Genomic DNA, 24,699 nt, shown 5'->3' with positions numbered 1-24,699 from the left:
TCATCTTGTCTGCGGAAATAAGAGGTGCCAAATTTATTATAAAAGCGCTTGCATAAATCGGTATTTTTGTTATTATATTTTTAGAAAAGAAGTTCTGAGGTGGTAAGATGCTAGATGTTGAAATTGGAAATGCCTATGTGTGTCAACCTGTTGGGGCAAAAAAATCGCTAGTCGGCGTAATTGAGAAGCTGTATGAGCATACGGCTCTTGTGAAAGTGACCGATTATGAGATGGAGGATCAATCCATTGTATTGGAGTGCAATCAGCGGATGTTGGTAAAATTTGATAAGATTACCGCAGTGGCTGTGGCTTAATAAAAACAAGACTGGAACTCGCTAATAAAAATGTATTATGCCAGCATGCTGAAAAGTCAGCTTGTAGGCACTGATTCATCTTTATTGACTAGAGTCCAGTCTTTTTAGCTGGCGTGAATTAGCCGACGCCGATCACAAAGTTCAGTAGCTTATCTGAGTAAGTCATTTCATCGGTGGACTCACTGAGGGTTTGGTTCAAAATATCCATCCGATCGGTAATGATGCCGTCCACACCGTAGAACTGCATCCGACTGATCTCGGCATCATCATTTGGAGTCCAGACAAAGACATCTTTATGATCCGTTTTGGCAGATGAAACAAAGTTGCGGTTGATCGTACTATATTCCATCGTTAAAAAATCAGCACTTGTTAATGGAGGGCCAACGATGTTGAAGGGCATGATATACCCAGCAGTTAGTTCCGGAGCCTCTTGTTTCAATTCTTCCACTACATTATAGGTCAAGCTTTGTAGAATATGTTCATGTTCGGCTAGATTTTCACGGTAGCGTTCAAGGAATGAATGGACTAATGTTGTCGTATCTTTTCGTTGTGTCTTGATTTCTACTAGCAATTTCTGATTCAACGAATTCGCTAAGGATAAATAGTCATCAAATGTAGCAATCGGAGCCGTTTGTCCATTTTCAGAGACGGTTAATTTTTGTGCTTGTGCCAAAGTTGATTGCTCCGGTTTCTGATTGAAGCCAGTCAACGCTTTAAATGAAAAATCGTGATAAACAATGAAATGACCATCGCTAGTTTGTTGAACATCCATTTCAACGTAATCAGGATGGTAGTTCTCACTAGTGAAGCGCAGTGCTTCTAATGAATTTTGAACGCCTTGACCATTGCTGACGCCGCGATGCGAGATCGTCAATGGTCGAGTATTAGCGGCAGAGGTCAGATAATTCATGTTGTATAAACTTACTCCTACGCCGAAGAAGACGGCTACTACAGTAATCAAAGAGGCTTTTAGTCGTTGAAAATTTCTTGCTGGCAATGGTTCTTCACTGAACCATTGTGGTATCTCAGGTAAGAAACCTTCATCGTCCATAAAATCAACAATGATATAGAAGATGGCAACGGTAGACAAAATGATATTCAACAACAAAACGAGTTGAAGGAGCGTCATAATGAAGACTGCTGAATACAGCGCATAGTCAGCGAAAAGTTCTTCAATGATCGCTTGCAGGATAATCAAAAAAGTAAATCCTACTGTTGAAATGAATAAGATCGCGCCGCCAATAAAGACAAATTGGCCAACAATCGCAAAGAAACGGCGTTTCGTTGTCTGCAAACTTTCTCGAATGGCCTGTCGAAAAGGAAGGTCACGTAAGATCATTTCTGGTAAAGCAAAAATCACACGAATCCCTAGATAAATCAAAAGTAAGTAGCCAAGAACCACGGCTCCGATAATCAATACACGATTCGTAAAGATGAAATCCATGATAAAAGCAGGGATTTTCACTTTAGAGAGCAAATCTGAGTTAAAACTTAGCCCGCCAATTGGCAAAATCAAAAAGAAATAAAACAAGAAAAACAAAAAGGTCATGGGGCGTAATTTGCGAATTTGTAAAAATGTCATTCGCAACAGCTGTCGCAATCGGACCGGCTGCTTTTTCTTGATGAAATAGACGCTCAGCAGCAGGAATGTAAACTCAAAAAAAACTGCTAATAAAATCAACAACAAGATTAGAGAGAGCGAGAATAGAACCATTGGATGCTCTGTAAAAATACTACCTATATTGTCGAAAGATAAATAGGCTAATCCCCCACGACGCAGGATAAATTTTGTTGAAGAAGAAAGCAGTGGGATAACCAAAAAAAGCAAGAAACCATGCATTAGCAGAACATCTCGAAAATAAGCATCGCTTGCCTTTAGAAAATCCCAAGTGTTGATCAAACTATTTTTTAGATATTTCATGTTGTTCATCCTAACTCTAGACTATAAAAAACCGAACTATCGTGTTTGATTCCTGTAATGAAAGGAATGACCACCATCTATAGTTCGGGAATTTCCTGTATTTATTTTTACTATTAAGCCCGGCACTTAGCCGCCTAATAGCCCTGTTAAAAACGTACCGCCATAAATCAATGCCATACTATATAAGAAAATCGATAATGGTTTTGCCAATAAAATGATCAAAGTGAATTTCTTGACTGAAATATTCGTTAGTCCAGCCATCAAACACAAGGCATCATCCGGGGCTACCGGTAAAAAGATAGCAAGTGCAAAGAGTTTTTCAAATCGACTTTGGTTATCCAACCAGCCAATATATTTATCATATGTTTTATCACTGATCATACTGAGGATAAATGGTTTACCATATCTTCTGCCAAGCAAGAAGATGATCACTGAACCAATACTAATGCCAACATAATTGTAGACAAATCCAAGATATGGTCCAAAAATCAAGACGCCAGCCGCACTGGATATCCCACCAGGAATGATCGGAATTACAACTTGTAAAATTTGTAGCAGCATGAAGATGATTGGTCCCAAAATAACAGAGTTGCCTACCAAACCACGCAGTGCATTAATATCTTTAAAGACACCTAGATTAATGAAGTAAATCGTTAAGGCAATAGATAGCCCTAATCCTATAATTGATATCGTATTAATGATACGACGAGAAGTGGCGATACTCACAGACTTTCATCTCCTTTATTCGTTTCTAATTCCACTATACGTGGTGTAATTAGAAAAATCCAGCAAAATAAATGACATTCGTCAAACAAATTTGTAAGATTTGATACCCTTATTATAAAAGAAGAATAGCAAGAAGGCATTGTACTAAAGTCTGAAATAAGAAAAATTTAGCAATTCATGTACAAATTATCACGAGTGATCGATAGGCAAGTTGTTTTCATCTCTAGTTATTGCTTTCATTTTTTATATTTATTTCCTAGTTGTCTCCTCTTTATCAAGTCGTGCTCTTCGTTTGTTTTGCCAACTTGCGATGGTCTTTTCAACGACACTCGTCATCATAAACCCGCCCGCGATTGCTCCTGCAGTGATCAAAACAATCATGAGGTTCTCTAATCCCAAAAGGTTATCTCCCAAGGCAAATTCACGAACAGCTTTATAAGCCGGACCACCGGGGACCAAGGGAACTAAACTAGGAATATTGAAGATGATCATGGGCATTTTCTTGCGTCGTGAAAAAAAGATGCTGACACAGCCAACCGCAAAGGCAGCATAAAAATTGGCACTACCAATGCCATGACCCATTTCATGCAGCTGCCAATAAATCATCCATCCAACAGTTCCAGCGATCCCGGTTGCAATCAATGCACGTTTAGGTATATTTGTTAATATGCCAAAGGTGACGGTACTTAAAAAACTAAAACAGACATGAATCAAAATGGTCATGATAACCCTCCAAACAAGGTGAAGACTGTAGCGATTCCTACGCCGATTGCGGCTGCAGTAAAGATAGCTTCAGTTCCTCGCGCAGTTCCACTGATCAGATGGCCAGCTAGAATATCACGAAATGAATTTGTGATGGCCACTCCAGGAACTAACGGCATCACGGCACCAATGATCAGGTTGTCAACATTTCCCGCCAAACCCCCGCGAACAGATAGGATCGCTAAGCAGCCAATCACTAAAGAGGCGACGAACATATCCAAAAAGCGGATATCAATCGCTTTTTTCACCCAGAGACCTGTAATGAACCCGATGCTGCCAATGAAAAAAGTAACAATGAAATCAGACCAATTGCCGCCAAAAATAATCATTAATGTACTGCTGACCACTCCAGCACTCAATACTTGTAACCAGAGAGGAAAGCTTGGTGTGACTTGATTGATCTCTTTAAGAGATGCATACAACTGCGGTAATGTGATCTGTTTTTCTGCGAACGACCGGGAAAGCCGATTGACGGCCACTATTTTCTCCAAATTGATCACACGATCATGAACATTTTCAACTTGAGCGTAGTGACTGCTTCGTAATCCCATAAAGATGCCTGTAGCGGTCACATAACTGATACTATTGGCTTCGCCAGCGTTAGCAGCGATACGATTCATGGTATCTTCGACTCGATAAACTTCGGAACCATTCTCCATCATGATTTTTCCTGCCAAGAGGCAAGTTTCTAACAATAACTCATTTGTTTCTTGCATTTTAACGCCTCTCTATCTTGAAAAGTAATCCTCCTTTAGTTTACCTTTTTCATTCCAATTCAACAAGAGAAGTATCCGGTGAGTTAAATAACTAATAATAAAGAAAATATCTTATTTTTTGAAAGCAACCATTTTATTTAAATTGGTAAAAAACTTCACAAATAGCGGTGTGGATATAATTGTAGAACAATTCAGACAGTTATAAGATAACGAAATGAGTATATTGTTTTTCAATTTGGAAAATCTCGGTTACAATTAGATAAAGGAAAAGGGGGATTTATTGATGCGAAGAAAGGTCTATACAAGAGAACATATTTTGAAGGCCGCGTATGAGTTGATCAATAAAGAAGGATTTGGCAACTTTACCGCCCGAAATATAGCAAAGCAAATGGGGATTTCAACACAACCGATTTATTTGGAATTTGAAAACATGCAGGATTTGAAAAACACTTTAGTTGAAGCGGTCTTCAAAGATCTTTCAGAAAACGTATTTCCTGTTGAACGGACTGGTGATAAAGTCATTGATTTAGGATTAAACTACATTCACTTCGCACAAGAAAAACACAACTTGTATATTGCTCTTTTCGTAGATGACTATGGCGGAGGGAAATTGATGCACGATTTTTCGTCTGATTATTTCAAAAAATTGATCAAGTCCGAACCAAAGTATGCGGATCTATCGGAAGAAGCGATTACAGCCTTGCACAATGGTGCTTGGATCGTTGTTACCGGCATTGCTTCATTGATGTCAGCTGGAATCATTACGCCAACGGAGGAACAAATCATTAAGGTGATCGAGGAAACGATCACTGGGATTTTAGATAGAACAGACATTTTTATCTTTCAATAATAACGAATCTGCAACCATTTTTTCGGATGGATTGCAGATTTTTTCTTGACTTTTTCTGAAAAAAGTAGAAAATAAACGTTATGGAGAGTTGGCAGAGTGGTAATGCAGCGGACTCGAAATCCGCCGACCCGGTTCATCCCGGCGCGCAGGTTCAAATCCTGTACTCTCCTTACATTAACGCTTTGAAGCGTTTGGCCTATCCTTGGTGATAGGCTTTTTTTGTTTTGTAAGTAAAGACATGGGGAGGAGGGGCCCGAGGTATGAGAAAAGCATCGTACACGACTCATAAAATTTAATTAATGAGTTGATTTAGGCAGCAGTGAGAGCTTAGGAAACGAGTTTTGATAATGTCATGCCATTGCTTCTTTTTTTGAACGAAATCGATTAAACTAGAAGAAAGAGAACAAGAAAGCAGAAGGTGATAAAATGGCTGAGTTTGAAAAAGATTATGTCATGCGCCAAACGAAATTAGCTGTTAAGGGACTATCCGTTTTTTTGAAGGATGAATCAGTAGATGAGATCATGCAGTTGGATGAACAGCAGAGTGGACAAAAGAAAGAGCCAGAAGAGGAAAAGCAGTTGGAGTAGCTGTTTAATTTCATAACAAAACAAGAAAGCACCTGCTATTAGTCTTAGCGAGGTGCTTTCAGTACGAATCGGTATCCTTCATTTGGATGAACTCCTTATGCAGTTTTAGTCAATTCTTGTACAGCTTGTTCGATCGTCACACCAGTTGCAAAACGGTTAGCATCTTTTTTATCAAAAACGATAAAAAGGTTCAGTTTTGTATCTAGAGTAACTCGATATTGTAGTTCTGTGTTATAGAATGTCATAGTCATTCTCCTTTCAGTGTTATTCGTAACGAAAGGCAACGGTTAAGTTGATAACGAAATTCCATGATCAGAATAACACGTTGCTTGGCGTCTGTCCAATAATAACTGAATGGTAGAGGAAGTTTACTAAAAATTTATTAAGGAGAACAGAAGTTATCTAAAAAAATCAAATAACAAATTTGTAAGGAAGCTCCTCTAGTGTCTGAGTAAAAAGCGGTATGAAGCGGTTTTGCTTGAAAAACTCTTTTTGTTGGGTTAAATATTTAATTTATTATATTTTTTTTAAATTTAATTTTACTCAATTTATGGTAAGATAAGATTTGTTTCAGGGAAAATGAAAAAGGAAAATGAAAATGGATGTGAAAATATGTGCGGAATTGTAGGTTTCGTTAATACTAAAGACCAAAAAGCCGAAATCATTGAACAGATGATGGATCGAATCATTCATCGCGGTCCTAATAGTTCTGGAAAATTCATTGATGACCAAGTTGCTCTTGGCTTTCGGCGTTTATCGATTATTGACTTAGAAGGCGGTACGCAGCCTATTTATAATGAAGATGGAACGAAAGTAATCATTTTTAATGGTGAAATCTATAACTTTCAATCTTTAAGAGAAGAATTGATCCAAGCTGGACATGTCTTTACGACTCATGCAGATACTGAGGTTCTTCTTCATGGGTATGAAGAGTGGGGAACTGATTTATTGCAAAGAGTTCGCGGCATGTTTGCTTTTGCCATTTGGGATCGCGAAAAGCAAGAACTCTTTGGGGCAAGAGATCATTTCGGAATCAAACCTTATTATTACGCGGAAATGAATGGTACATTCATGTTTGGTTCAGAAATCAAGAGTTTTTTACCACATCCAGATTTTGAAAAAGAATTGAATAAGGATGCCTTAAAACCCTATTTGACTTTTCAATATTCGCCACTAAATGGCGAAACATTCTTTAAAGGCGTTTATCGCTTACAAGAAGGTCACTATTTTACTTATAAAAATGGCGTCATGGACATTCATGAATATTGGGATGCAGACTACAGTCATAAAGAAAACTATAGCAAAGAAGATTGGGTCCAAAAAATCGATGATACCGTTCAAGAATCGATTGCTGCACACAAAATCAGTGATGTAGAAGTAGGGTCATTTTTATCAAGCGGTGTCGACTCAAGTTATGTTGCCGCTGTTCTGCGTCCAGATCATTCTTTCTCAATTGGATTCGATGACAAGACCTATAATGAAGCAATTGAAGCTAGAAAATTGACCAAGATGCTGGGATTGAACAATACAGCAGCGGTGATTGATGGCGAGATGTCCTTCAACGCTTTTCCACTGATCCAGTATCATTTGGATGAGCCCGACTCCAATCCGAGTTGTGTCCCGCTCTACTTTTTAGCTAATCTCGCCTCGCAACATGTTCGTGTTGTACAATCTGGTGAAGGCGCAGATGAATTATTTGCCGGCTATGCTGCTTATGGTTGGCATACGAACTCCAAGATGATTCGTGTATTTGCTCAAGGATTGAAAAAATTACCTAAGAATATTCGATTCAAATTAGGCCGGACAATTGGTAATATGAGAAACTTCCATGGACGAATTCATCTCTATGAAGCCACCGCACCTGCAAAAGATTTCTTTATCGGGCAAGCACTGGTCTTTGAAGAGCAAGAAGCCACTGAGATATTGCATCCAGACTATACTAGTGGTCCATCAGTGGCGGAAATCGTCGCACCATACTATGAAAAAGTCAAAGATCTTGATGAAGAAGTCAACAAAATGCAGTATTTGGATGTTCATCAATGGATGCCCAAAGACATCTTATTAAAAGCAGATAAGATGTCAATGGCTAGTTCTTTGGAATTACGGGTGCCATTACTTGATATTGAAGTCATGAAAGTAGCACAGACGATTCCGACAAAATATTTGATCAATCAGTACAATACGAAAGATGTCTTTCGTCAAGCAGCAAATCGTCACCTCCCAACAGAATGGGCCAATCGGGAAAAATTAGGTTTTCCGGTCCCTATTCGGGCATGGCTGAAAGAAGGGACTGGTTACAAAACCGTCAAAGAACTATTTACAGAGGATTTTGCTGCAAAATTCTTTGACCAAGAAAAGATTTTGCAATTATTGGCTGATCATCGCGCCGGTAAACAAGGACTTCAACGGAAAATCTGGACGATCTACACTTTCTTGACCTGGTATAAAGTATTCTTCATTGATGAAAAAATTCCTAAGGCAGAAACAATCATTTACGAAACAATTTAAAAACACGAGGACAGATGTAGTCCCTCTAAAGTCCATTTTCATACAGACTTTGGAGAGGAGAGACATCGAATCCTCGTGTTTCTTTTTGTCTTTTTATAGGGCTAATAAATTTTCCAAGTAGTCAGCTAAGCCGTCCTCGGCATTGGTTTTATCCGTTACATCATTGGCAATAGATTTTAATTGTGCGGTTCCATTTGCCATAGCCACACCCCAGCCGGCATATTCCAACATTTCTAGATCATTGTGTTCATCGCCAAAGGCAATAATATTTTTGGGATCAATCTTCAGATAATCGGAAATCACTGATAGACCTAATGCTTTATGGACCCCTTTTGGAACAATCTCCAAAATTGCATGAGGACCGCCCCATGTACGGACATCAACCGTGTCATTGAATTGATCGTTGATTCGTAGAGCAACAGACTCAGCGAATTCATTTTGTGTTTTGACCAATAAAGAAGTCGGATCAGATTTCATGTTCTTCAATAAGTTTTCTTCAGTAATACTATCGGAAGAAAAGAAACGCTGATCAAAGCCTTCAAGTTGATCGATAAAAAAGGTTTCCCGATTTTCTGCAGCAACAAAATCTAAGTTCAGGTTCTCTTTTTGAGCCATTAGTTCAAAAGCGATTTCTTTTGACACAGAGAATTCTGTTTCATTTGCCCATACTTGACGAGGTTTGTGTACCAAACCTCCATTAAAATTGATCATAGGTGTTTTTAGGGCTAATTGACGATAAAACTGATCACTCATTCGAAAAGGACGACCGGTTGCGATGGTCACATAATGTCCAGCTTTCGTTGCTCGTGTCAAAACATCAAATGTCCGCTTTGAAATTTGGGACTCTGTATTTAAAGTAGTGCCGTCTAGATCGATGGCAATTAATTTTTTGTTCACTCAACTCGCTCCATTCTCTTTTTCTAGTTGTTTAAGTGTAACACATTTTACTGATTTCACAAGAGATGAAAGGGGGATGGTAAGTTTCTGGAAAAAATCAGCTTCTCGATAAAACACGAACGTTCGGATAAAATATTTGGTTTTTGTTAATTTTTTTATTGTGGAATAGGGGGGATTCGCCTATAATTTGTAATTGTTCGATGGAAAGTGCAATTATTCTTTTCTTTTCAGAAACACTAACTAATCTTGTAGGAGTGAACGATTTACATGGAAAAGTTTTTCAAATTAAAAGAAAATAAAACAACTGTTTCAACAGAAGTGATGGCTGGGGTAACCACCTTCTTTGCAATGAGCTACATTCTTTTTGTTAATCCTTCGATTCTTTCCGCATCTGGTATGCCTTTTCAAGCAGTCTTTCTGGCAACCATCATTGCCTCTGTCATTGGAACGCTGGTCATGGGTCTCTTTGCAAACGTACCGTATGCGCAAGCACCAGGAATGGGATTGAATGCCTTCTTTACCTTTACAGTTGTCTTTGGGTTAGGCTATTCTTGGCAACAAGCATTAGCTATGGTCTTTATCTGTGGTGTGATCAATATTTTGATCACGATCACTAAAATTCGTAAATTGATTATTCATGCCATTCCAGAGAGCATGCAACATGCCATCGGTGGTGGGATTGGGATCTTCGTTGCTTACGTTGGGTTGAAAAATGCCAATCTATTAAGTTTCAGCGCGGATACTGCAGCAGTTACTGGATCAACTGTTGATGGTGATACGATTGTTAGTGCTTCATTTAATGGAGGCATCGTGCCGGCACTCGCTAACTTTAATAATGCACCAGTTATCTTGGCAATCATTGGCTTGGTTTTAACAACGTTATTAGTGGTTAAAAACGTCCGAGGAGCAATTATTATCGGTATCTTAGGGACAACGATCATTGGTATTTTGATGGGTGTGGTCGATTTAAGCACGATTGATTGGCAAGGAAACTCTTTGGGAAGTTCAATTAATGAACTTGGAACAACTTTTGGCGCTACGTTTGGCCCAGAGGGAATGGGTTCATTGTTTAGTGATTCTGCTAAAATTCCTCAAGTGATCATGACGATTATTGCCTTTAGTCTTTCAGATACATTTGATACTATCGGCACATTTATTGGAACAGGGCGCCGTACTGGAATCTTTTCTCAAAAAGACGAAGAAGCGTTGGAAGATAGTAAAGGGTTCAATACAAAGATGGACAAAGCCCTTTTTGCCGATGCAATTGCAACTTCGATCGGTGCGATCTTTGGAACATCTAATACCACTACTTATGTTGAATCAGCTGCCGGGATCGGTGCTGGGGGACGAACAGGATTGACTTCAGTGGTAGTAGCAGCTTTGTTTGCCATTAGTAGTTTCTTTTCACCATTGATTTCCGTGGTCCCTGCTCAAGCAACAGCGCCGGCATTGATTTTAGTCGGTGTGATGATGCTCGCTTCATTTGCGGATATCAATTGGTCGGATCTTGAAGAAGCAGTTCCAGCATTCTTTGCTTCGATCTTTATGGGACTTTGTTACAGCATTTCTTATGGAATCGCAGCTGGTTTTATCTTTTACGCAATCGTTAAAGTCGTAAAAGGAAAATTCCGCGAAGTATCTCCAATTTTGTGGGTCGTAAATATTCTCTTTATTTTGAACTTCATTATTTTAGCTGTGATCAGCTAGTACCAATCAATAAAGAGCACTGATTTCTGGTCGTGCTTTTGACAATGAACTATCCAAACTATAACGGATTCTTTCTTTGGTCGATGAGCTGCTTTATGTGGGCTGTAAAGAACAAAGAAGGCGAAATCAGTTGTAGTGGGGATAGTTTTATTTTGCAGACAGATCACACAATCTTCTGTCTTTTTTAATTTTACTATTTTAAAAAATGCGGTATAGTTTAAGAGAAAGAGGGTTTTGACATGAAAATTGATTGGAAACGAAATCTCCTAATTTCTTGGATTGGCTGTTTTTTTACTGGTGCAAGTTTTAGTTTAGTTATGCCGTTTATTCCGCTATATATTGAAGAGTTGGGGGCGCCAAAAAGCCAAATCGAGCTGTTTTCAGGTCTGGCAATCTCAGTGACTGCGTTTGCAGCTGCAATCATTGCGCCGGTTTGGGGAAATTTAGCAGATCAGAAAGGTCGCAGATTGATGATGATTCGGGCGGCTGCTGGTATGACAGTCACCATGGGCTCATTAGCCTTTGTACCGAATGTCTACTGGCTATTGATTATGCGCTTCTTTACGGGGATCCTTTCGGGTTATATTCCAAATGCGACAGCATTGATTGCTTCTCAAGCCCCGAAAGAAAAGAGCGGCTGGGCACTAGGAACATTAGCAACCGGAGCTATCGCCGGAAACTTGATCGGGCCTTCTATGGGTGGTGCTTTAGCACAGTGGTTTGGTATGAAGAATGTATTTATCATCACAGGGGTCGTTCTTTTGATCACATTGCTGCTAACGATCTTTTTGGTTCAAGAAGATTTCGCACCTGTTGAAAAAAGGGACCTTCTATCTGTCAAAGAAATTTTTGGACAAATCAAAAACCTACAACTATTGATTGGCTTATTTATTACTTCATTGATCCTGCAACTTGGTGTAACAAGTATTAGTCCAATTTTGACTTTATATATCCGTGATCTAAGCGGCAATACAGGAAACCTTTTATTTGTCAGCGGGTTGATCGTATCGATTGCCGGTGTTTCAGCTATTATTTCTTCGCCAATATTAGGTAAAGTAGGGGACCGCTACGGAAATCATAAAGTGTTATTAGGAGGACTACTGCTTTCATTCCTTTGCTTTATTCCAATGGGCTTTGTTACGTCACCATTCCAATTGGGCGTTCTACGCTTTCTTTTGGGCTTCTCTACTGGTGCGTTAATGCCATCGATCAATACGTTGATCAGTAAAATCACCCCAATGGAAGGTGTTAGTCGAATTTATAGTTACAACCAAATGTTTTCTAACTTTGGACAAGTGCTTGGTCCAATGGTCGGTTCAACCGTTGCCCATAGTTTTGGCTACCCAGCCGTGTTTTGGGTAACCAGTGCGTTTGTCTTTTTGAATATTTGTCTTTCTACATTTAATTTCCGTAAAAATTTTCATAAGCACGATCTCAGTTGAAAAGAAAAAAAAACCAGTTACAATGAAGGTAACTGGTTTTTCTTCTATTAATGACTTGTCTTTTTTGGCGAAGGTGCAATCAAACCAAGAAGGATAATTAGTACACCTGCTACCAAAGAGATGATTGAGGTCAATTGGAAATCATAAGTAGCTCCCGCTAGTGAGCTGCCTAGATAGCCGACAACTTGGCCTAAGATAAATGTCCAAAATAATGTTGCTAAGTAGCGCATGACGACACCTCTTTTCTGCGTATCTTGCTTTTCGACTTTAGTTTATCACAAAAAATTTCAATGTAAAGATTTTCACATTTTCATTTATTCTTTTCAAATTAGAAATAAAGCAGAAACAAACGGAATTATCATTTTCGGAGGGATTTTCTATGTATCATCAATTGACAACCTTAAGCGCGTATTCCTTACTTCAAAGTACGATCAAAATTCCTCGTTATATTGCTGCTGCCAAAAAAGCTGGTTATAAAGTTTTGGGGCTGGCAGATCACAATGTGTTATATGGAGCCTTAGAATTTTATCAGCAATGCCAAAATGCCGGAATCAAACCTGTGATTGGTGTATTATTCGATTGCACGTTTGGCACGTCCACTATGCGTTTTCCATTGTATCTTTTTGCAAAGAATCTATCAGGCTACCGATTATTGATGCGCCTTTCCAGTGAGAAAATGATCAACGGTCACTTGGATCTATCTGAATACTTAACGTTACCAGATCTGTTTGGTATTTTGCCGCAAGGGCAAGGTTTCTCTCCAGATCAATCGGAAGACTTGGCACAGCTTTCTCGAGCATTGACAGACTTTGTCGCTCGTTTTGATCAAAAGAGTCTTTTCCTGGGTGTTCAAAAAGCAGCGGCAACGCCAGAAAGAGAGTGGTTTCAACAGCATGGTCTTGAGCTGTGCGCTTATCAACCCGTAGCAGCATTGGAACAAGCAGAACTATTTGCTGTTCAAGTCATGGAACATATTAAGAACGGTACTCAGATCGAAGATTTTCGTAAAGCGAAGGAACAATCTTCCGAAACGTATTATTTAGAACAGCCTGCGGAACTGATTCAGGCATTTGGAGAAAATTCAGAAGCATTGGTAAATAATCAGCGAATTGCAGAAGAATGTACTCTGACGATTCCTCTCCATCAACGTTTGCTCCCGCATTTCCCTTTAGAAGAAGGGGAAAATGCGGCTGATTTTCTTAGAAAACTGTGTTTTGAAAAGTTGTCTGAACGTATTACGCAGGTCACAGATATTTACCGTCAGCGTTTGGATTATGAACTATCCGTTATTCATACAATGGGATTTGACGATTACTTTTTGATCATTTGGGATGTGATGGATTTTGCTCACAAGAACGAAATTGTTACCGGCGCAGGGCGGGGCTCAGCAGCAGGTTCATTAGTAGCTTTCGTATTAGCCATCACCGATGTCGATCCAATTGAATATGACTTGCTGTTTGAGCGTTTCTTGAATCCCGAACGCTATACTATGCCCGATATCGATTTAGATATACCTGATAACAGACGTGATGAGATTTTGCATTATGTCCGTCAAAAATATGGTCAGGAGTACATGGCGCAAATTGCTACTTTTGGAACGATGGCGGCCAAAATGGTGCTGCGGGATGTTTCACGAGTGTTTGGTTTGTCACAAAGCGAAGCCAATCGCTGGTCAAAAGCCATTCCTAACGCATTAAAAATGACATTGGCTTTAGCTTATGAACAATCCAATCAATTACGAGAACTGGCTACCTTCAATGAACGAAATGAAACGATGTTTGCAGTGGCTAAGGTACTGGAAGGATTGCCTCGACATGTTTCCACCCATGCAGCTGGTGTGGTGATCAGCGACAAGAATCTCTTGGATCTAGTCCCCCTTCAACAAGGAAGTGATGAGATCCTCTTGACTCAGTTCACAATGAATGATGTGGAAACAGTGGGATTGTTAAAAATGGATTTTTTAGGATTACGGAATCTTTCAATTATTGACAATACTTTAAGAGGGATCAAGCGAGTTACAAATGAAACAGTTACCCAGAAAGCTATTCCTTTAAATGACCCAGCTGTGCTGCGACTATTTCAGCAAGGCGATACTGCCGGGATCTTTCAGTTTGAGTCAGCGGGGATCAGAAATGTTTTGCGAAAACTTGGACCTGAAAGTATCGAAGATATCGCAGCCGTTAATGCGTTGTATCGGCCAGGACCTATGCAAAATATCGATACGTTTATTCGACGGAAAAAAGGACAGGAAAAAGTCGTTTATCCGGATGCTGCTTTAGTGCCGATTTTACAAAATACTTATGGAATCATTGTTTATCAAGAACAAATCATGCAAGTTGCTTCTAAAATGGCAGGCTTTTCTCTTGGTCAAGCAGATATCTTGCGGCGAGCCATCAGCAAAAAGAAAAAAGACGTCCTAGATGAAGAACGGCGCCATTTTGTTGAAGGAGCCGTAGCCAACCATTTTTCCGCGGAGAAAGCAGAAGAAGTTTACGATTATATTGAGCGTTTTGCCAATTACGGGTTCAATCGTTCTCATGCGTTTGCCTACTCATTTATCGGCTTCCAAATGGCGTATTTAAAGGTACATTATCCAGGACCATTTTTTGCTGCATTATTGCACTCGGTTAGGAATAATCCAGGTAAATTAAAAGAATATTTGAATGAAGCGACTCGGTATGGTGTAGCAATCTTACCGCCGTCCATCAACAAGAGTGGCTATAGTTTCTATCTTCAATCGGAAAAACAGATTCGTTTTGGCTTTAGCAGTGTTAAAGGAATACGTAGAGACCTGATTCAAGATATTTTAGATGAACGAAAGGAGAATGGGACATTCTCCTCCTTAGATCAATTCCTGTTGCGCTTGCATCAAAAGAATAACAAATGGCTGAAAGAAGATTATATCCGTCCGTTGTTAAGTATTGGTGCGTTTGATGAATTGGTCACTAATCGGAAGCAAGCACTTATCCAATTAGAAGGGAAAATCCAAAATATCACCTATAGTGGCGGCAGTCTCGATTTGTTAGAGACAATGGCTCTCAAAGAAGCCGAAGTCGCTGATTATGACTTAGAGCAAAAGTTAGCGTTGGAAGAAGAATATCTAGGGGTTTATTTATCAGGTCATCCTGTCCAACAATATCAGAAGCTGCAACAGTTGAAGCAGACGATAGCAATCGCTGACTTAGTTCCCAACGAACGTGTCCGGATACTATTTTATGTGCGTCAAATTCGAGAAATCCGTACAAAAAAAGGAGAGCAAATGGCGTTTCTTGAAGGAACAGATGCTAGTAAAGAAGTCTCAATCACTGTTTTTCCCACATTGTATCGTCACATACGATCTGACGTTGCAGAAAACGCCGTCTTGTATGTTGAAGGAAAAGTGGAAGTAAGTCGTTACAATGGTGAAATACAACTGATTGCTGATAAAATAGAGCTAGCTGAAAAAGCGCAAGCACAGCTAACAGATCAAACGTGTTATCTGAAGATCACACGTGATGTTGAGACGAACCATTTGCAAGAATTGTCGCAGTTGCTGAGAAAGCATCGAGGCCGGGTTCCTGTGGTGTTGTTCTATGAAAGCAACGGGAAAAAAGTGTTGCTGACGGAAGAGAACTGGCTAAAAAAAGACGAAGAAGTGGAAAGAAAGCTTGGGCACTTGTTGGGAGAGGAAAATGTTGTTTTCAAGTAATTTTCCGAAAACGTTAAATTTTACTTACACTTTTTTCAACTTTTTCCCACTATTTCAAGACATTTCTCTGGAATAATGGTAAAATACTACTCGTGGTTATTACTTGAAAAGTATCAAATAAGGGAGTTCCAATTCCCTAAACAAATCTACTAATGAGGTGAATGGATAATGAAACGCATTGGAATTCTAACCAGTGGCGGCGATGCGCCGGGGATGAACGCAGCGGTTCGGGCAGTTGTAAGAAAGGCTATCTTTGATGGGCTGGAAGTATATGGAATCAATTACGGCTATGCTGGTTTGGTAGCTGGAGATATTCGCCGTCTTGATGTGGCAGATGTAGGTGACAAGATCCAACGAGGCGGTACATTCTTGTACTCTGCGCGCTATCCTGAATTTGCGACACAGGAAGGTCAGTTGAAAGGGATTGAACAACTGAAAAAATTCGGTATTGAAGGGTTGGTCGTTATTGGTGGCGACGGCTCTTATCATGGTGCGATGGCTCTAACACGCCATGGTTTTCCGGCGATCGGTATTCCAGGAACGATTGACAATGATATTCCTGGGACGGACTTTACTATCGGTTTTGATACAGCAATCAATACAGTATTGGAATCAATCGACCGAATTCGTGACACTGCAACTTCTCACGTCCGGACATTCGTAATCGAAGTAATGGGTCGTGGTGCAGGTGACATTGCGCTTTGGTCAGGAGTTGCCGGTGGGGCAGATGAGATCATCATCCCAGAACATGACTTTGATATGGCCGTTGTTGCGAACCGAATTCGTGAAGGACGGGACCGCGGTAAGAAACACTGCTTGATCGTCTTAGCAGAAGGCGTGATGGGCGGAAACGAATTTGCTGATAAATTATCTGAATATGGCGATTTCCACACGCGGGTATCGATTTTAGGACACGTTGTTCGTGGCGGATCACCAAGCGCAAGAGACCGCGTTCTAGCAAGTAAATTTGGTGCTTACGCAGTTGAGTTGCTTCAACAAGGCAAAGGCGGATTGTGCATCGGTATCGAAAACAACCAGATGGTTGCTGCAGATATCATCGAAACGCTTGAAAACAATCGTCACAAACCAGATATTTCTTTATACGACTTGAACAAGGAAATTTCCTTTTAAGTTTAGGAAGTATGAAACGCAACAGTAATTTTGTAAAAAAAGCTTATTAAGCTATTTTAAATAAATGAATAGGAGCGTTTAGTAATGAAAAAAACAAAAATCGTCAGCACATTAGGACCAGCAAGTAATAGTGTAGAAATTATTTCTGAACTGATCGAAGCCGGTGCAAATGTCTTCCGTTTCAATTTTTCTCATGGAGATCATGAAGAACAATTAGGACGTATGACAATGGTGCGTGAAGCGGTCAAGAAAACTGGTAAAGATGTAGGGATTCTTTTAGATACTAAAGGAGCAGAAATCCGTACAACCGTTCAAGACACAACTGAAGCAGATTATGGTCGTGCCGGCTATATCCAATTCAACGTTGGTGACCAAACACGTATCTCAATGGACCCAGAACACAAAGGAACAAAAGAAAAGATTGCAGTGACCTATCCTGGATTATTTGATGATGTATATGTAGGCGGCCATATCTTATTTGATGATGGTTTGATCGATATGGAGATCATCGAAAAAGACGAAGCAGCACGTGAATTAGTTGTTGTTGTTAAAAATGCAGGAATGTTGGGTTCTCGTAAAGGGGTCAATGCACCTGGCGTATCAATCAGCTTGCCTGGTATTACTGAAAAAGATGCTGACGATATTCGTTTTGGATTAGACAATGATATCGACTTCATCGCAGCTTCATTCGTACGTAAAGCTCAAGACGTTTTAGAAATTCGTGAAATTCTTGAAGAAAAGAACATGACTCATGTACAAATCTTCTCTAAAATCGAATCTCAAGAAGGTATCGACAACATTGATGAAATCATCAAAGTTTCTGACGGTATCATGGTTGCTCGTGGAGACATGGGTGTTGAGATTCCAGCAGAAGAAGTACCAATGGTTCAAAAACGAATCATCAAAAAATGTAATGCGGTAGGTAAATCAGTTATCACTGCAACTCAAATGTTAGAATCAATGCAACAAAATCCTCGTCCAACACGCGCAGAAGCTTCTGACGTTGCCAATGCAGTCTTTGACGGAACAGATGCAACCATGTTATCTGGAGAATCAGCAAACGGAGACTATCCTGTACAAGCTGTTGCAACGATGGCTCGTATCGATATCGAAGCAGAAAATGCTTTAGCAGAAATGAGTACTTTCCAAATCAACCAATTTGATAAAACTGATGTAACAGAAACAATTGGTCTTTCTGTGGCACGTGCAGCTAAAAATCTTGGCGTAAAAACAATCGTTGCTGCAACTGAATCTGGCTATACTGCGAAAATGATTTCAAAATATCGTCCAGATGCAGATATCTTGGCAGTAACTTTCGACGAACGTACAAAACGTGGTTTGATGTTAAACTGGGGTGTTTATCCAACAGTTGCTGAAAAACCTTCAACAACTGACGAAATGTTCGAATTAGCAGCTAAACAAGCTGTGGATCTTGGTTTTGCCAAAGAAGGCGATTTGATTTTGATCACTGCTGGTGTGCCAGTTGGAGAACGTGGAACAACGAACGTGATGAAAATTCAAATGATCGGTTCTAAATTGCTTGAAGCACAAGGAATCGGTGAAAAATCAATCGTTTCTAATGCCGTTGTAGCCAACAGTGCAGAAGAAGCAATTGCTAAAGCAAAAGATGGCATGATCTTAGTTGTTCCAACAACAGATAAAGAATATATGCCTGCAATCGAGAAAGCAGCAGCACTTGTTGTTGAAGACGGCGGTTTGACTTCTCATGCAGCAGTTGTCGGCATTGCGAAAGACCTTCCAGTGATCGTTGGGGCAAAAGATGCCACAACAACGATCAAAGATGGTGAATTGATTACTGTGGATTCTCGTCGTGGAATCGTCTACCGTGGAGAAACAACAGCTATCTAATCTTCTTTCGAAAGATTGATTAATGGAGGCAACAGGCTCGTGCATAAGTAGCGAGTCTGTTGTTTTTTTCTCTAAAAGCAATCACTTTTTTGTGCGTAAAATTACAGCTGTAGAAATGAAAAAGGTGTCAAGAAAATTTCATTGACAAAGGGAAATAACCCCTGTATAATTGCTTTTGTTGCTTAGGGGTGATAAAAATGAAATGGTCTTTATTGGAATTAAAAAAATACCAAGAGACACCACTAATGTTCGACGAAACGTTGAACTTAAAAAATCAATTGATAAAACGCGATGGACAGATCATTGATTTGTCTCCTGTGAAAATCACTGGCATGATGTCTGTTGGAAAACATGAATATCTCCTACATTATCGAGTGGAGACAACCATCACGTTACCTTCAACACGCTCATTGACTCCAGTTGCTTTGCCAATGGATTTTACAGTGGATGAACTCTTCATGACACCAGAGCAATTTCAGCGGCGAGATGAAATGATTCCAGAAGAAGATGTCTTGATCATTGAAGGTCAGACGATCAGTTTGGATGATTCAGTTGCTGATAACCTATTACTTGCGATTCCCATGCAAGTCCTTACTGAGGAAGAGAAAAATAGCACAGAAATGCCGTCAGGAAATGACTGGGCTGTTTTATCAGAAGAAGACTATGCAAACCAAAAAGAAGCGCAAGCCCAACAAATTGATCCTCGTCTTGCAAAATTATCGGAACTGTTCAATGATTCAGAAGATGATAACGCGTAGGATTGGAATAAATTGCAGCCTCAAGGTTGCTTTCATTTACAAGGAGGTGTAGCAAAATGGCAGTACCAGCAAGAAGAACTTCTAAAGCGAAAAAAGCAAAACGTCGTACTCATTACAAATTGACAATCAACGGTTTGAACGAATGTGCAAACTGTGGTGAAATGAAAAAAAGCCACCATGTATGCTCAAACTGTGGTCATTACGATGGAAAAGATGTAGCAACAAAAGAAGCATAATCCTTTTTTACAGAAAAATGGATTTCAAAATCCTAAGGCTAACCATGGAGCCTTAGGATTTTTCTTTTTGTTTCAGATTAGTTTCATGAAAACTAGAACTTTTCTGAAATAATTCTTACTCTTTGAAAGAGAATAGTTCAAAACAACTATCTTTTGCGCTATAATGAAACAGATAACTGAATCTTAGGAGGATGAGTGATGACAAAACAACAAATCGGCGTTGTCGGTATGGCAGTCATGGGAAAAAACTTAGCGTTGAACATTGAAAGCCGCGGTTATTCAGTTGCCCTATTCAACCGTACAGGATCTAAAACAGAAGAAGTAGTAAAAGAACATCCAGATAAAAACTTTAAAGCAACCTATACGATTGAAGAGTTCGTACAATCGATCGAAAGACCACGACGCATTCTTTTGATGGTCAAAGCGGGTTTTGCGACAGACGCAACCATCCAAGAATTATTGCCTCATCTTGAAAAAGGGGACATCTTGATCGATGGAGGAAACACATTCTTCAAAGATACAATCCGTCGTAATGAAGAATTAGCAAATTCTGGTATCAACTTTATCGGTACCGGAGTTTCTGGTGGAGAAGAAGGCGCATTGAAAGGCCCGTCAATCATGCCTGGCGGACAAAAAGAAGCGTATGAGTTAGTGGCTCCTATTTTGGAACAAATCTCAGCAAAAGCAGAAGATGGCACTCCTTGTGTTACCTACATTGGACCAAATGGTGCAGGACACTATGTAAAAATGGTTCACAATGGTATCGAGTATGGAGATATGCAGCTAATTGCTGAATCCTATGATTTGATGCAAAAAATTCTAGGGCTATCTGTTTCTGAAATGGCGGAGATCTTCTCTGAATGGAATAAAGGCGAATTAGATAGCTACTTGATCGAAATCACAGCAGACATCTTAACACGCAAAGACGATTTAGGTACTGGGAAACCAATCGTTGATGTGATTTTAGATGCTGCCGGCAACAAAGGAACGGGGAAATGGACGAGTCAAAGTGCATTAGATCTTGGTGTTCCACTACCGTTGATCACAGAGTCTGTTTTTGCGCGTTATATTTCTGCTTATAAAGAAGAACGAGTGAATGCTAGCCAAGTCTTACCAAAACCTGAAGGATTCGAATTTACAGGAGACAAACAAGAATTTGTTGAGAAAATTCGGGAAGCATTGTATTTCAGCAAAATCATGAGCTATGCACAAGGTTTTGCGCAATTACGGACCGCATCAAAAGAGTATGATTGGCAACTGCCATTTGGTGAAATTGCTAAAATCTGGCGTGCAGGTTGTATCATTCGTGCGCAATTCTTGCAAAAAATCACCGATGCTTATGAAAAAGATACGGATATCGAAAACTTATTGCTTGATGACTATTTCAAGGAAATCACAAAACGCTATCAACAATCCGTTCGTGACGTCGTAGCATTGGCAGTCCAAGCTGGCGTACCAGTCCCAACATTCTCTTCAGCAATTGCTTATTTTGATTCTTATCGCTCAGATCGTTTGCCTGCAAACTTGATCCAAGCGCAGCGGGATTATTTCGGTGCCCATACGTATGAACGTACGGACAAAGAAGGAATTTACCACTACTCTTGGTATGAGGAAGAATAAGTCGAACAATTGAGAACAAATTAAGAGAATGACCGAACAGTGAGAACTTTCGGTCAATCTCTTTTTTATTTTTTAGATACATGATAAAATAAAGCAGATAGTGTCTAACTATATGCAGAATAACCGATAAAGGAGCTCTAACTAATGAGTAATATTCTAATCATTGAAGATGAAAAGAACTTAGCTCGATTCGTGGAATTAGAATTAAAGCATGAAGGCTATAATACCGAAGTACATTATAATGGCAGAACTGGATTGGATGCAGCGTTGAACAATGAATGGGATGCCATCTTACTTGATTTGATGCTACCAGAACTAAACGGATTAGAAGTTTGCCGTCGTGTGCGCCAGACCAAAAATACGCCAATCATTATGATGACAGCAAGAGATTCAGTGATCGATCGGGTCTCAGGGCTAGATCACGGAGCAGACGATTATATTGTGAAACCCTTTGCGATTGAAGAGCTACTAGCTCGTTTGCGTGCGCTGTTACGTCGAATCGACATTGAAGGAGACAAAAATGTTGCCAAACAAACGACGATCACTTATCGTGATTTAACCATCGAGAAAGAAAACCGTGTGGTGCGTCGAGGCAGTGATGTCATTGAATTGACGAAGCGTGAGTACGAGTTGCTTCTTACTTTGATGGAGAACGTCAATGTCGTCTTAGCCCGTGATGTTCTGCTGAACAAAGTTTGGGGTTATGAAACAGAAGTAGAAACAAACGTAGTCGATGTGTATATTCGTTATCTACGGAATAAGATCGACGTACCTGGAGAAGAAAGCTATATCCAAACTGTTCGGGGGACAGGATACGTGATGCGTTCGTGAGCTTAAAAAAAAGAATGAAAAAACTAAAAGAACTGAAGGGGCCTTCTTTGACTGTGAAGTGGGCCTTCGCAAGTTCTTTCTTTATATTTGTTGTTTTTACAATTTTTGCAGTCATCACTTACAAAACGTCTATCAACCTGCTTGTGGCTAAAGAAGAAAATAACGTGGAGCGTACGATGTCGGAAGTAGCTTCTAGGTTAGCCAATTCAGACCAAGAATTGACATTGGTGCGTACCTATCGCAATTTAACTAAGAACGATAGTGGTGATACGAGCATCTACGACCGAACTTCAACAATTGATGGGAACTTAATGAAGATCGACTCGTTTATTTCCGAGTTAGGCCAGTCTCCTTTGAGCTTATTTGTTTATAATCTGAATCAGGAATTGATTTTCAAAACCCATGAAAATAATCTTTCTCTGATCGATGTGCAGCGAAAGCCGCCCACGATCGTGACATTGGACAATATTACAGGCTTTTTGTCGATCCAGCCAATCTACTCAAAAGAAACGAGAGAAAAAATTGGTTATGCTCAGACATTTTATGAACTGACCTCATTTTATGAAATTCGCAGTAAGCTCTTGTTAACGCTAATCATACTTGAAGTCGTTTCCTTGATTCTCAGTAGCGTTTTAGGTTTTTTCTTATCTGCTTATTTCTTGCAGCCACTGAAAGTTTTGCGGGATACAATGGAAACCGTTCGAAAGAATCCCCAATCGACCGTGCATATGCCTGAACTGAATACAAATGATGAATTATCTGATTTGGCAGACATCTTTAATGAGATGCTCGACCGTATGCGGCTATATATCGAGCAGCAAGAACGGTTTGTAGAGGACGTTTCTCATGAATTACGGACGCCAGTGGCAATCATTGAAGGACATATGAGCCTGTTGCAGCGCTGGGGCAAGGACGATCCAGAAGTATTAGATGAATCGCTTGCAGCCAGCATGCAAGAAATCAGTCGAATGAAGACACTTGTGCAGGAAATGCTCGACCTTTCCAGAGCTGAGCAAGTAGATGTCCACTATGCGAATGAAACGACAAAAGCCAAAGAAGTCGTATACCAAGTATTTAATAATTTTAAAATTCTTTACCCGGAATTTGTTTTCACATTGGATGATGATCTTTACCACGAATTGACTTTAAAAATTTATCGGAATCATTTCGAACAAATTATTATTATCATCTTAGATAATGCCGTCAAGTACTCCACAGATCGCAAAGAGGTCCATTTATCTATTTCTTCTGATCGACAAACGTTTGAGATTGCAATTCAGGATTTTGGTGAAGGAATCAGCAAAGATGACTTGGATAAAATTTTCAATCGATTTTATCGAGTGGATAAGGCGAGAGCAAGAACCAAAGGGGGAAATGGGTTAGGACTATCCATTGCTAAGCAATTATTGGAAAGTTATAAAGGGCGCATTACTGCAGAAAGTGTGATTGGGCAAGGAACGATTTTTAGAATATATATTCCTGTGGTTCAATCTAGTAAGGATGTTTTGAAATAGCGCAGATCCTCTGCGAAGAAACCAGCTGGTTGTTGTAGGTTAGCGACAATCAGCTGGTTTTTTCTTTATAAGGGATCTTACTTAATGGACAGCGTTTCTGCTTGTTCATATAAACAGGAACGATTGAGGAACACGAATAGTTATAAAACGCAATTATTGCTATAAAAGCGAACGATGAGATAAAGAATAGAAGAAAGATTCGGCTAAAAAAAATGTTGAGAAAAAGCTTTGTTTTTTGTTGATTTTTCGCAGTAGAATTGCTATATTAGTATTTGTCTTTGTGATAGTCACTGTTTAAATCTTTCAAATATTTTTTCAAAATAAATGTTGACGAAGATCAAGACAGATGTTATTATAACAAAGTCGTCAGAAAGCATTAGGTAAAAAAACTTAAAAAGTTAGAAAAAACTTTCAAAAAAGTTGTTGACACAAAGCTTTCGAGATGATAAGATATAAAAGTCGCTGAGAGATAAAGAGTGATTAAATAACAATCGCTTGAAAAAACTTTTAAAAAAAGAGTTGACATTCACTTGTTGATCTGATATGATTTAAAAGTTGCTAACGCAGCGCAGTAGACCTTTGAAAACTGAACAAAGCAAGCAAACGAACCAATGTGTAGGG

At 39.6% G+C, this 24,699-nt stretch carries 21 protein-coding genes and 1 tRNA gene; 15 read left to right on the top strand and 7 right to left on the bottom strand.

Annotation, left to right across the window (positions count from 1 at the left end; all coding sequences use genetic code 11):
- Window positions 1-107 precede the first annotated feature (107 nt).
- On the top strand, window positions 108-314 hold the full coding sequence (locus ACTFWY_RS12600) for a hypothetical protein (protein WP_060815276.1): 207 nt from the start codon (window positions 108-110) through the stop codon (window positions 312-314).
- 118 nt (window positions 315-432) lie between these two features.
- On the opposite strand, the gene ACTFWY_RS12595 is transcribed toward ACTFWY_RS12600, so the two are convergent.
- The 4 genes from ACTFWY_RS12595 to ACTFWY_RS12580 form a co-directional block, all read right to left on the bottom strand.
- Entirely contained in the window at window positions 433-2,235 is a 1,803-nt protein-coding gene (locus tag ACTFWY_RS12595; protein ID WP_096710918.1) for a glycerophosphoryl diester phosphodiesterase membrane domain-containing protein, read from the bottom strand.
- Between the two features lie 126 nt (window positions 2,236-2,361).
- Window positions 2,362-2,961 (bottom strand): TVP38/TMEM64 family protein, encoded by a 600-nt coding sequence (locus tag ACTFWY_RS12590; RefSeq protein WP_003127844.1) that lies wholly within the window; start codon window positions 2,959-2,961, stop codon window positions 2,362-2,364.
- Window positions 2,962-3,210: 249 nt separating this feature from the next.
- Window positions 3,211-3,684, bottom strand: a complete 474-nt coding sequence (locus ACTFWY_RS12585) for a threonine/serine exporter family protein (RefSeq protein WP_003127845.1) — start codon at window positions 3,682-3,684, stop codon at window positions 3,211-3,213.
- Complete coding sequence (locus ACTFWY_RS12580) at window positions 3,681-4,439, bottom strand: threonine/serine exporter family protein (RefSeq protein ID WP_103301305.1); 759 nt, start codon at window positions 4,437-4,439, stop codon at window positions 3,681-3,683. Before ACTFWY_RS12580 ends, ACTFWY_RS12585 begins: the two co-directional genes overlap by 4 nt.
- A gap of 283 nt (window positions 4,440-4,722) precedes the next feature.
- On the opposite strand from ACTFWY_RS12580, the gene ACTFWY_RS12575 reads away from it, so the two are divergent.
- The 3 genes from ACTFWY_RS12575 (at window position 4,723) to ACTFWY_RS12565 (ending at window position 5,877) form a co-directional block, all read left to right on the top strand.
- Window positions 4,723-5,289: a TetR/AcrR family transcriptional regulator gene (locus ACTFWY_RS12575; protein WP_005472096.1), complete on the top strand. Its 567-nt coding sequence runs from the start codon at window positions 4,723-4,725 to the stop codon at window positions 5,287-5,289.
- A gap of 82 nt (window positions 5,290-5,371) precedes the next feature.
- A tRNA-Ser gene (locus ACTFWY_RS12570) sits at window positions 5,372-5,459 on the top strand.
- Between the two features lie 256 nt (window positions 5,460-5,715).
- Window positions 5,716-5,877 carry a hypothetical protein gene (locus ACTFWY_RS12565; protein ID WP_003127848.1) on the top strand — a complete coding sequence of 54 codons (162 nt, stop codon included), beginning with the start codon at window positions 5,716-5,718 and terminating at the stop codon, window positions 5,875-5,877.
- Window positions 5,878-5,972: 95 nt separating this feature from the next.
- Here ACTFWY_RS12565 and ACTFWY_RS12560 read toward each other — a convergent pair whose 3' ends face one another.
- Complete coding sequence (locus ACTFWY_RS12560; protein WP_003127849.1) at window positions 5,973-6,122, bottom strand: hypothetical protein; 150 nt, start codon at window positions 6,120-6,122, stop codon at window positions 5,973-5,975.
- Between the two features lie 367 nt (window positions 6,123-6,489).
- Between ACTFWY_RS12560 and asnB the strand changes: the two genes are divergently transcribed.
- On the top strand, window positions 6,490-8,385 hold the full coding sequence (gene asnB, locus ACTFWY_RS12555; RefSeq protein ID WP_439927048.1) for an asparagine synthase (glutamine-hydrolyzing): 1,896 nt from the start codon (window positions 6,490-6,492) through the stop codon (window positions 8,383-8,385).
- Window positions 8,386-8,478: 93 nt separating this feature from the next.
- Here the strand turns inward: asnB and ACTFWY_RS12550 are convergent, their stop codons facing one another.
- The gene (locus ACTFWY_RS12550) at window positions 8,479-9,282 is read right to left on the bottom strand and encodes a Cof-type HAD-IIB family hydrolase (RefSeq protein WP_003127852.1); all 804 of its coding nucleotides are present in this window, start codon (window positions 9,280-9,282) and stop codon (window positions 8,479-8,481) included.
- Window positions 9,283-9,549: 267 nt separating this feature from the next.
- Between ACTFWY_RS12550 and ACTFWY_RS12545 the strand changes: the two genes are divergently transcribed.
- Complete coding sequence (locus tag ACTFWY_RS12545) at window positions 9,550-10,989, top strand: NCS2 family permease (protein WP_439927051.1); 1,440 nt, start codon at window positions 9,550-9,552, stop codon at window positions 10,987-10,989.
- Between the two features lie 239 nt (window positions 10,990-11,228).
- On the top strand, window positions 11,229-12,431 hold the full coding sequence (locus tag ACTFWY_RS12540) for a multidrug efflux MFS transporter (RefSeq protein WP_439927053.1): 1,203 nt from the start codon (window positions 11,229-11,231) through the stop codon (window positions 12,429-12,431).
- Between the two features lie 47 nt (window positions 12,432-12,478).
- On the opposite strand, the gene ACTFWY_RS12535 is transcribed toward ACTFWY_RS12540, so the two are convergent.
- Entirely contained in the window at window positions 12,479-12,661 is a 183-nt protein-coding gene (locus ACTFWY_RS12535; protein WP_003127855.1) for a YjzD family protein, read from the bottom strand.
- A 149-nt stretch (window positions 12,662-12,810) separates the two neighbouring features.
- Here ACTFWY_RS12535 and dnaE point away from each other — a divergent pair, with 149 nt between their 5' ends.
- The 8 genes from dnaE to ACTFWY_RS12495 all read left to right on the top strand — a co-directional run bounded on the left by dnaE (window position 12,811) and on the right by ACTFWY_RS12495 (window position 24,078).
- A complete protein-coding gene (gene dnaE / locus ACTFWY_RS12530; RefSeq protein ID WP_156248093.1) occupies window positions 12,811-16,119 on the top strand; it encodes a DNA polymerase III subunit alpha in 3,309 nt (1,102 codons plus the stop codon).
- 168 nt (window positions 16,120-16,287) lie between these two features.
- Complete coding sequence (gene pfkA, locus ACTFWY_RS12525; protein WP_003127857.1) at window positions 16,288-17,250, top strand: 6-phosphofructokinase; 963 nt, start codon at window positions 16,288-16,290, stop codon at window positions 17,248-17,250.
- Window positions 17,251-17,334: 84 nt separating this feature from the next.
- Window positions 17,335-19,119 (top strand): pyruvate kinase, encoded by a 1,785-nt coding sequence (pyk, locus tag ACTFWY_RS12520; protein ID WP_005472102.1) that lies wholly within the window; start codon window positions 17,335-17,337, stop codon window positions 19,117-19,119.
- 197 nt (window positions 19,120-19,316) lie between these two features.
- Window positions 19,317-19,877, top strand: a complete 561-nt coding sequence (locus ACTFWY_RS12515) for a YceD family protein (RefSeq protein ID WP_005472104.1) — start codon at window positions 19,317-19,319, stop codon at window positions 19,875-19,877.
- A 56-nt stretch (window positions 19,878-19,933) separates the two neighbouring features.
- A complete protein-coding gene (rpmF, locus tag ACTFWY_RS12510; protein ID WP_003127860.1) occupies window positions 19,934-20,113 on the top strand; it encodes a 50S ribosomal protein L32 in 180 nt (59 codons plus the stop codon).
- 198 nt (window positions 20,114-20,311) lie between these two features.
- Window positions 20,312-21,733: an NADP-dependent phosphogluconate dehydrogenase gene (gene gndA, locus ACTFWY_RS12505; protein ID WP_138371696.1), complete on the top strand. Its 1,422-nt coding sequence runs from the start codon at window positions 20,312-20,314 to the stop codon at window positions 21,731-21,733.
- 144 nt (window positions 21,734-21,877) lie between these two features.
- Window positions 21,878-22,564 carry a response regulator transcription factor gene (locus tag ACTFWY_RS12500; protein WP_003127863.1) on the top strand — a complete coding sequence of 229 codons (687 nt, stop codon included), beginning with the start codon at window positions 21,878-21,880 and terminating at the stop codon, window positions 22,562-22,564.
- A 14-nt stretch (window positions 22,565-22,578) separates the two neighbouring features.
- A complete protein-coding gene (locus ACTFWY_RS12495; RefSeq protein ID WP_081132372.1) occupies window positions 22,579-24,078 on the top strand; it encodes a HAMP domain-containing sensor histidine kinase in 1,500 nt (499 codons plus the stop codon).
- Window positions 24,079-24,699: the final 621 nt, after the last annotated feature.

The organism is Enterococcus sp. 125944 (genome assembly GCF_051909435.1).
Lineage (GTDB): Bacteria > Bacillota > Bacilli > Lactobacillales > Enterococcaceae > Enterococcus_D > Enterococcus_D gallinarum.
This window is presented reverse-complemented; position numbering and strand designations above follow the sequence as displayed.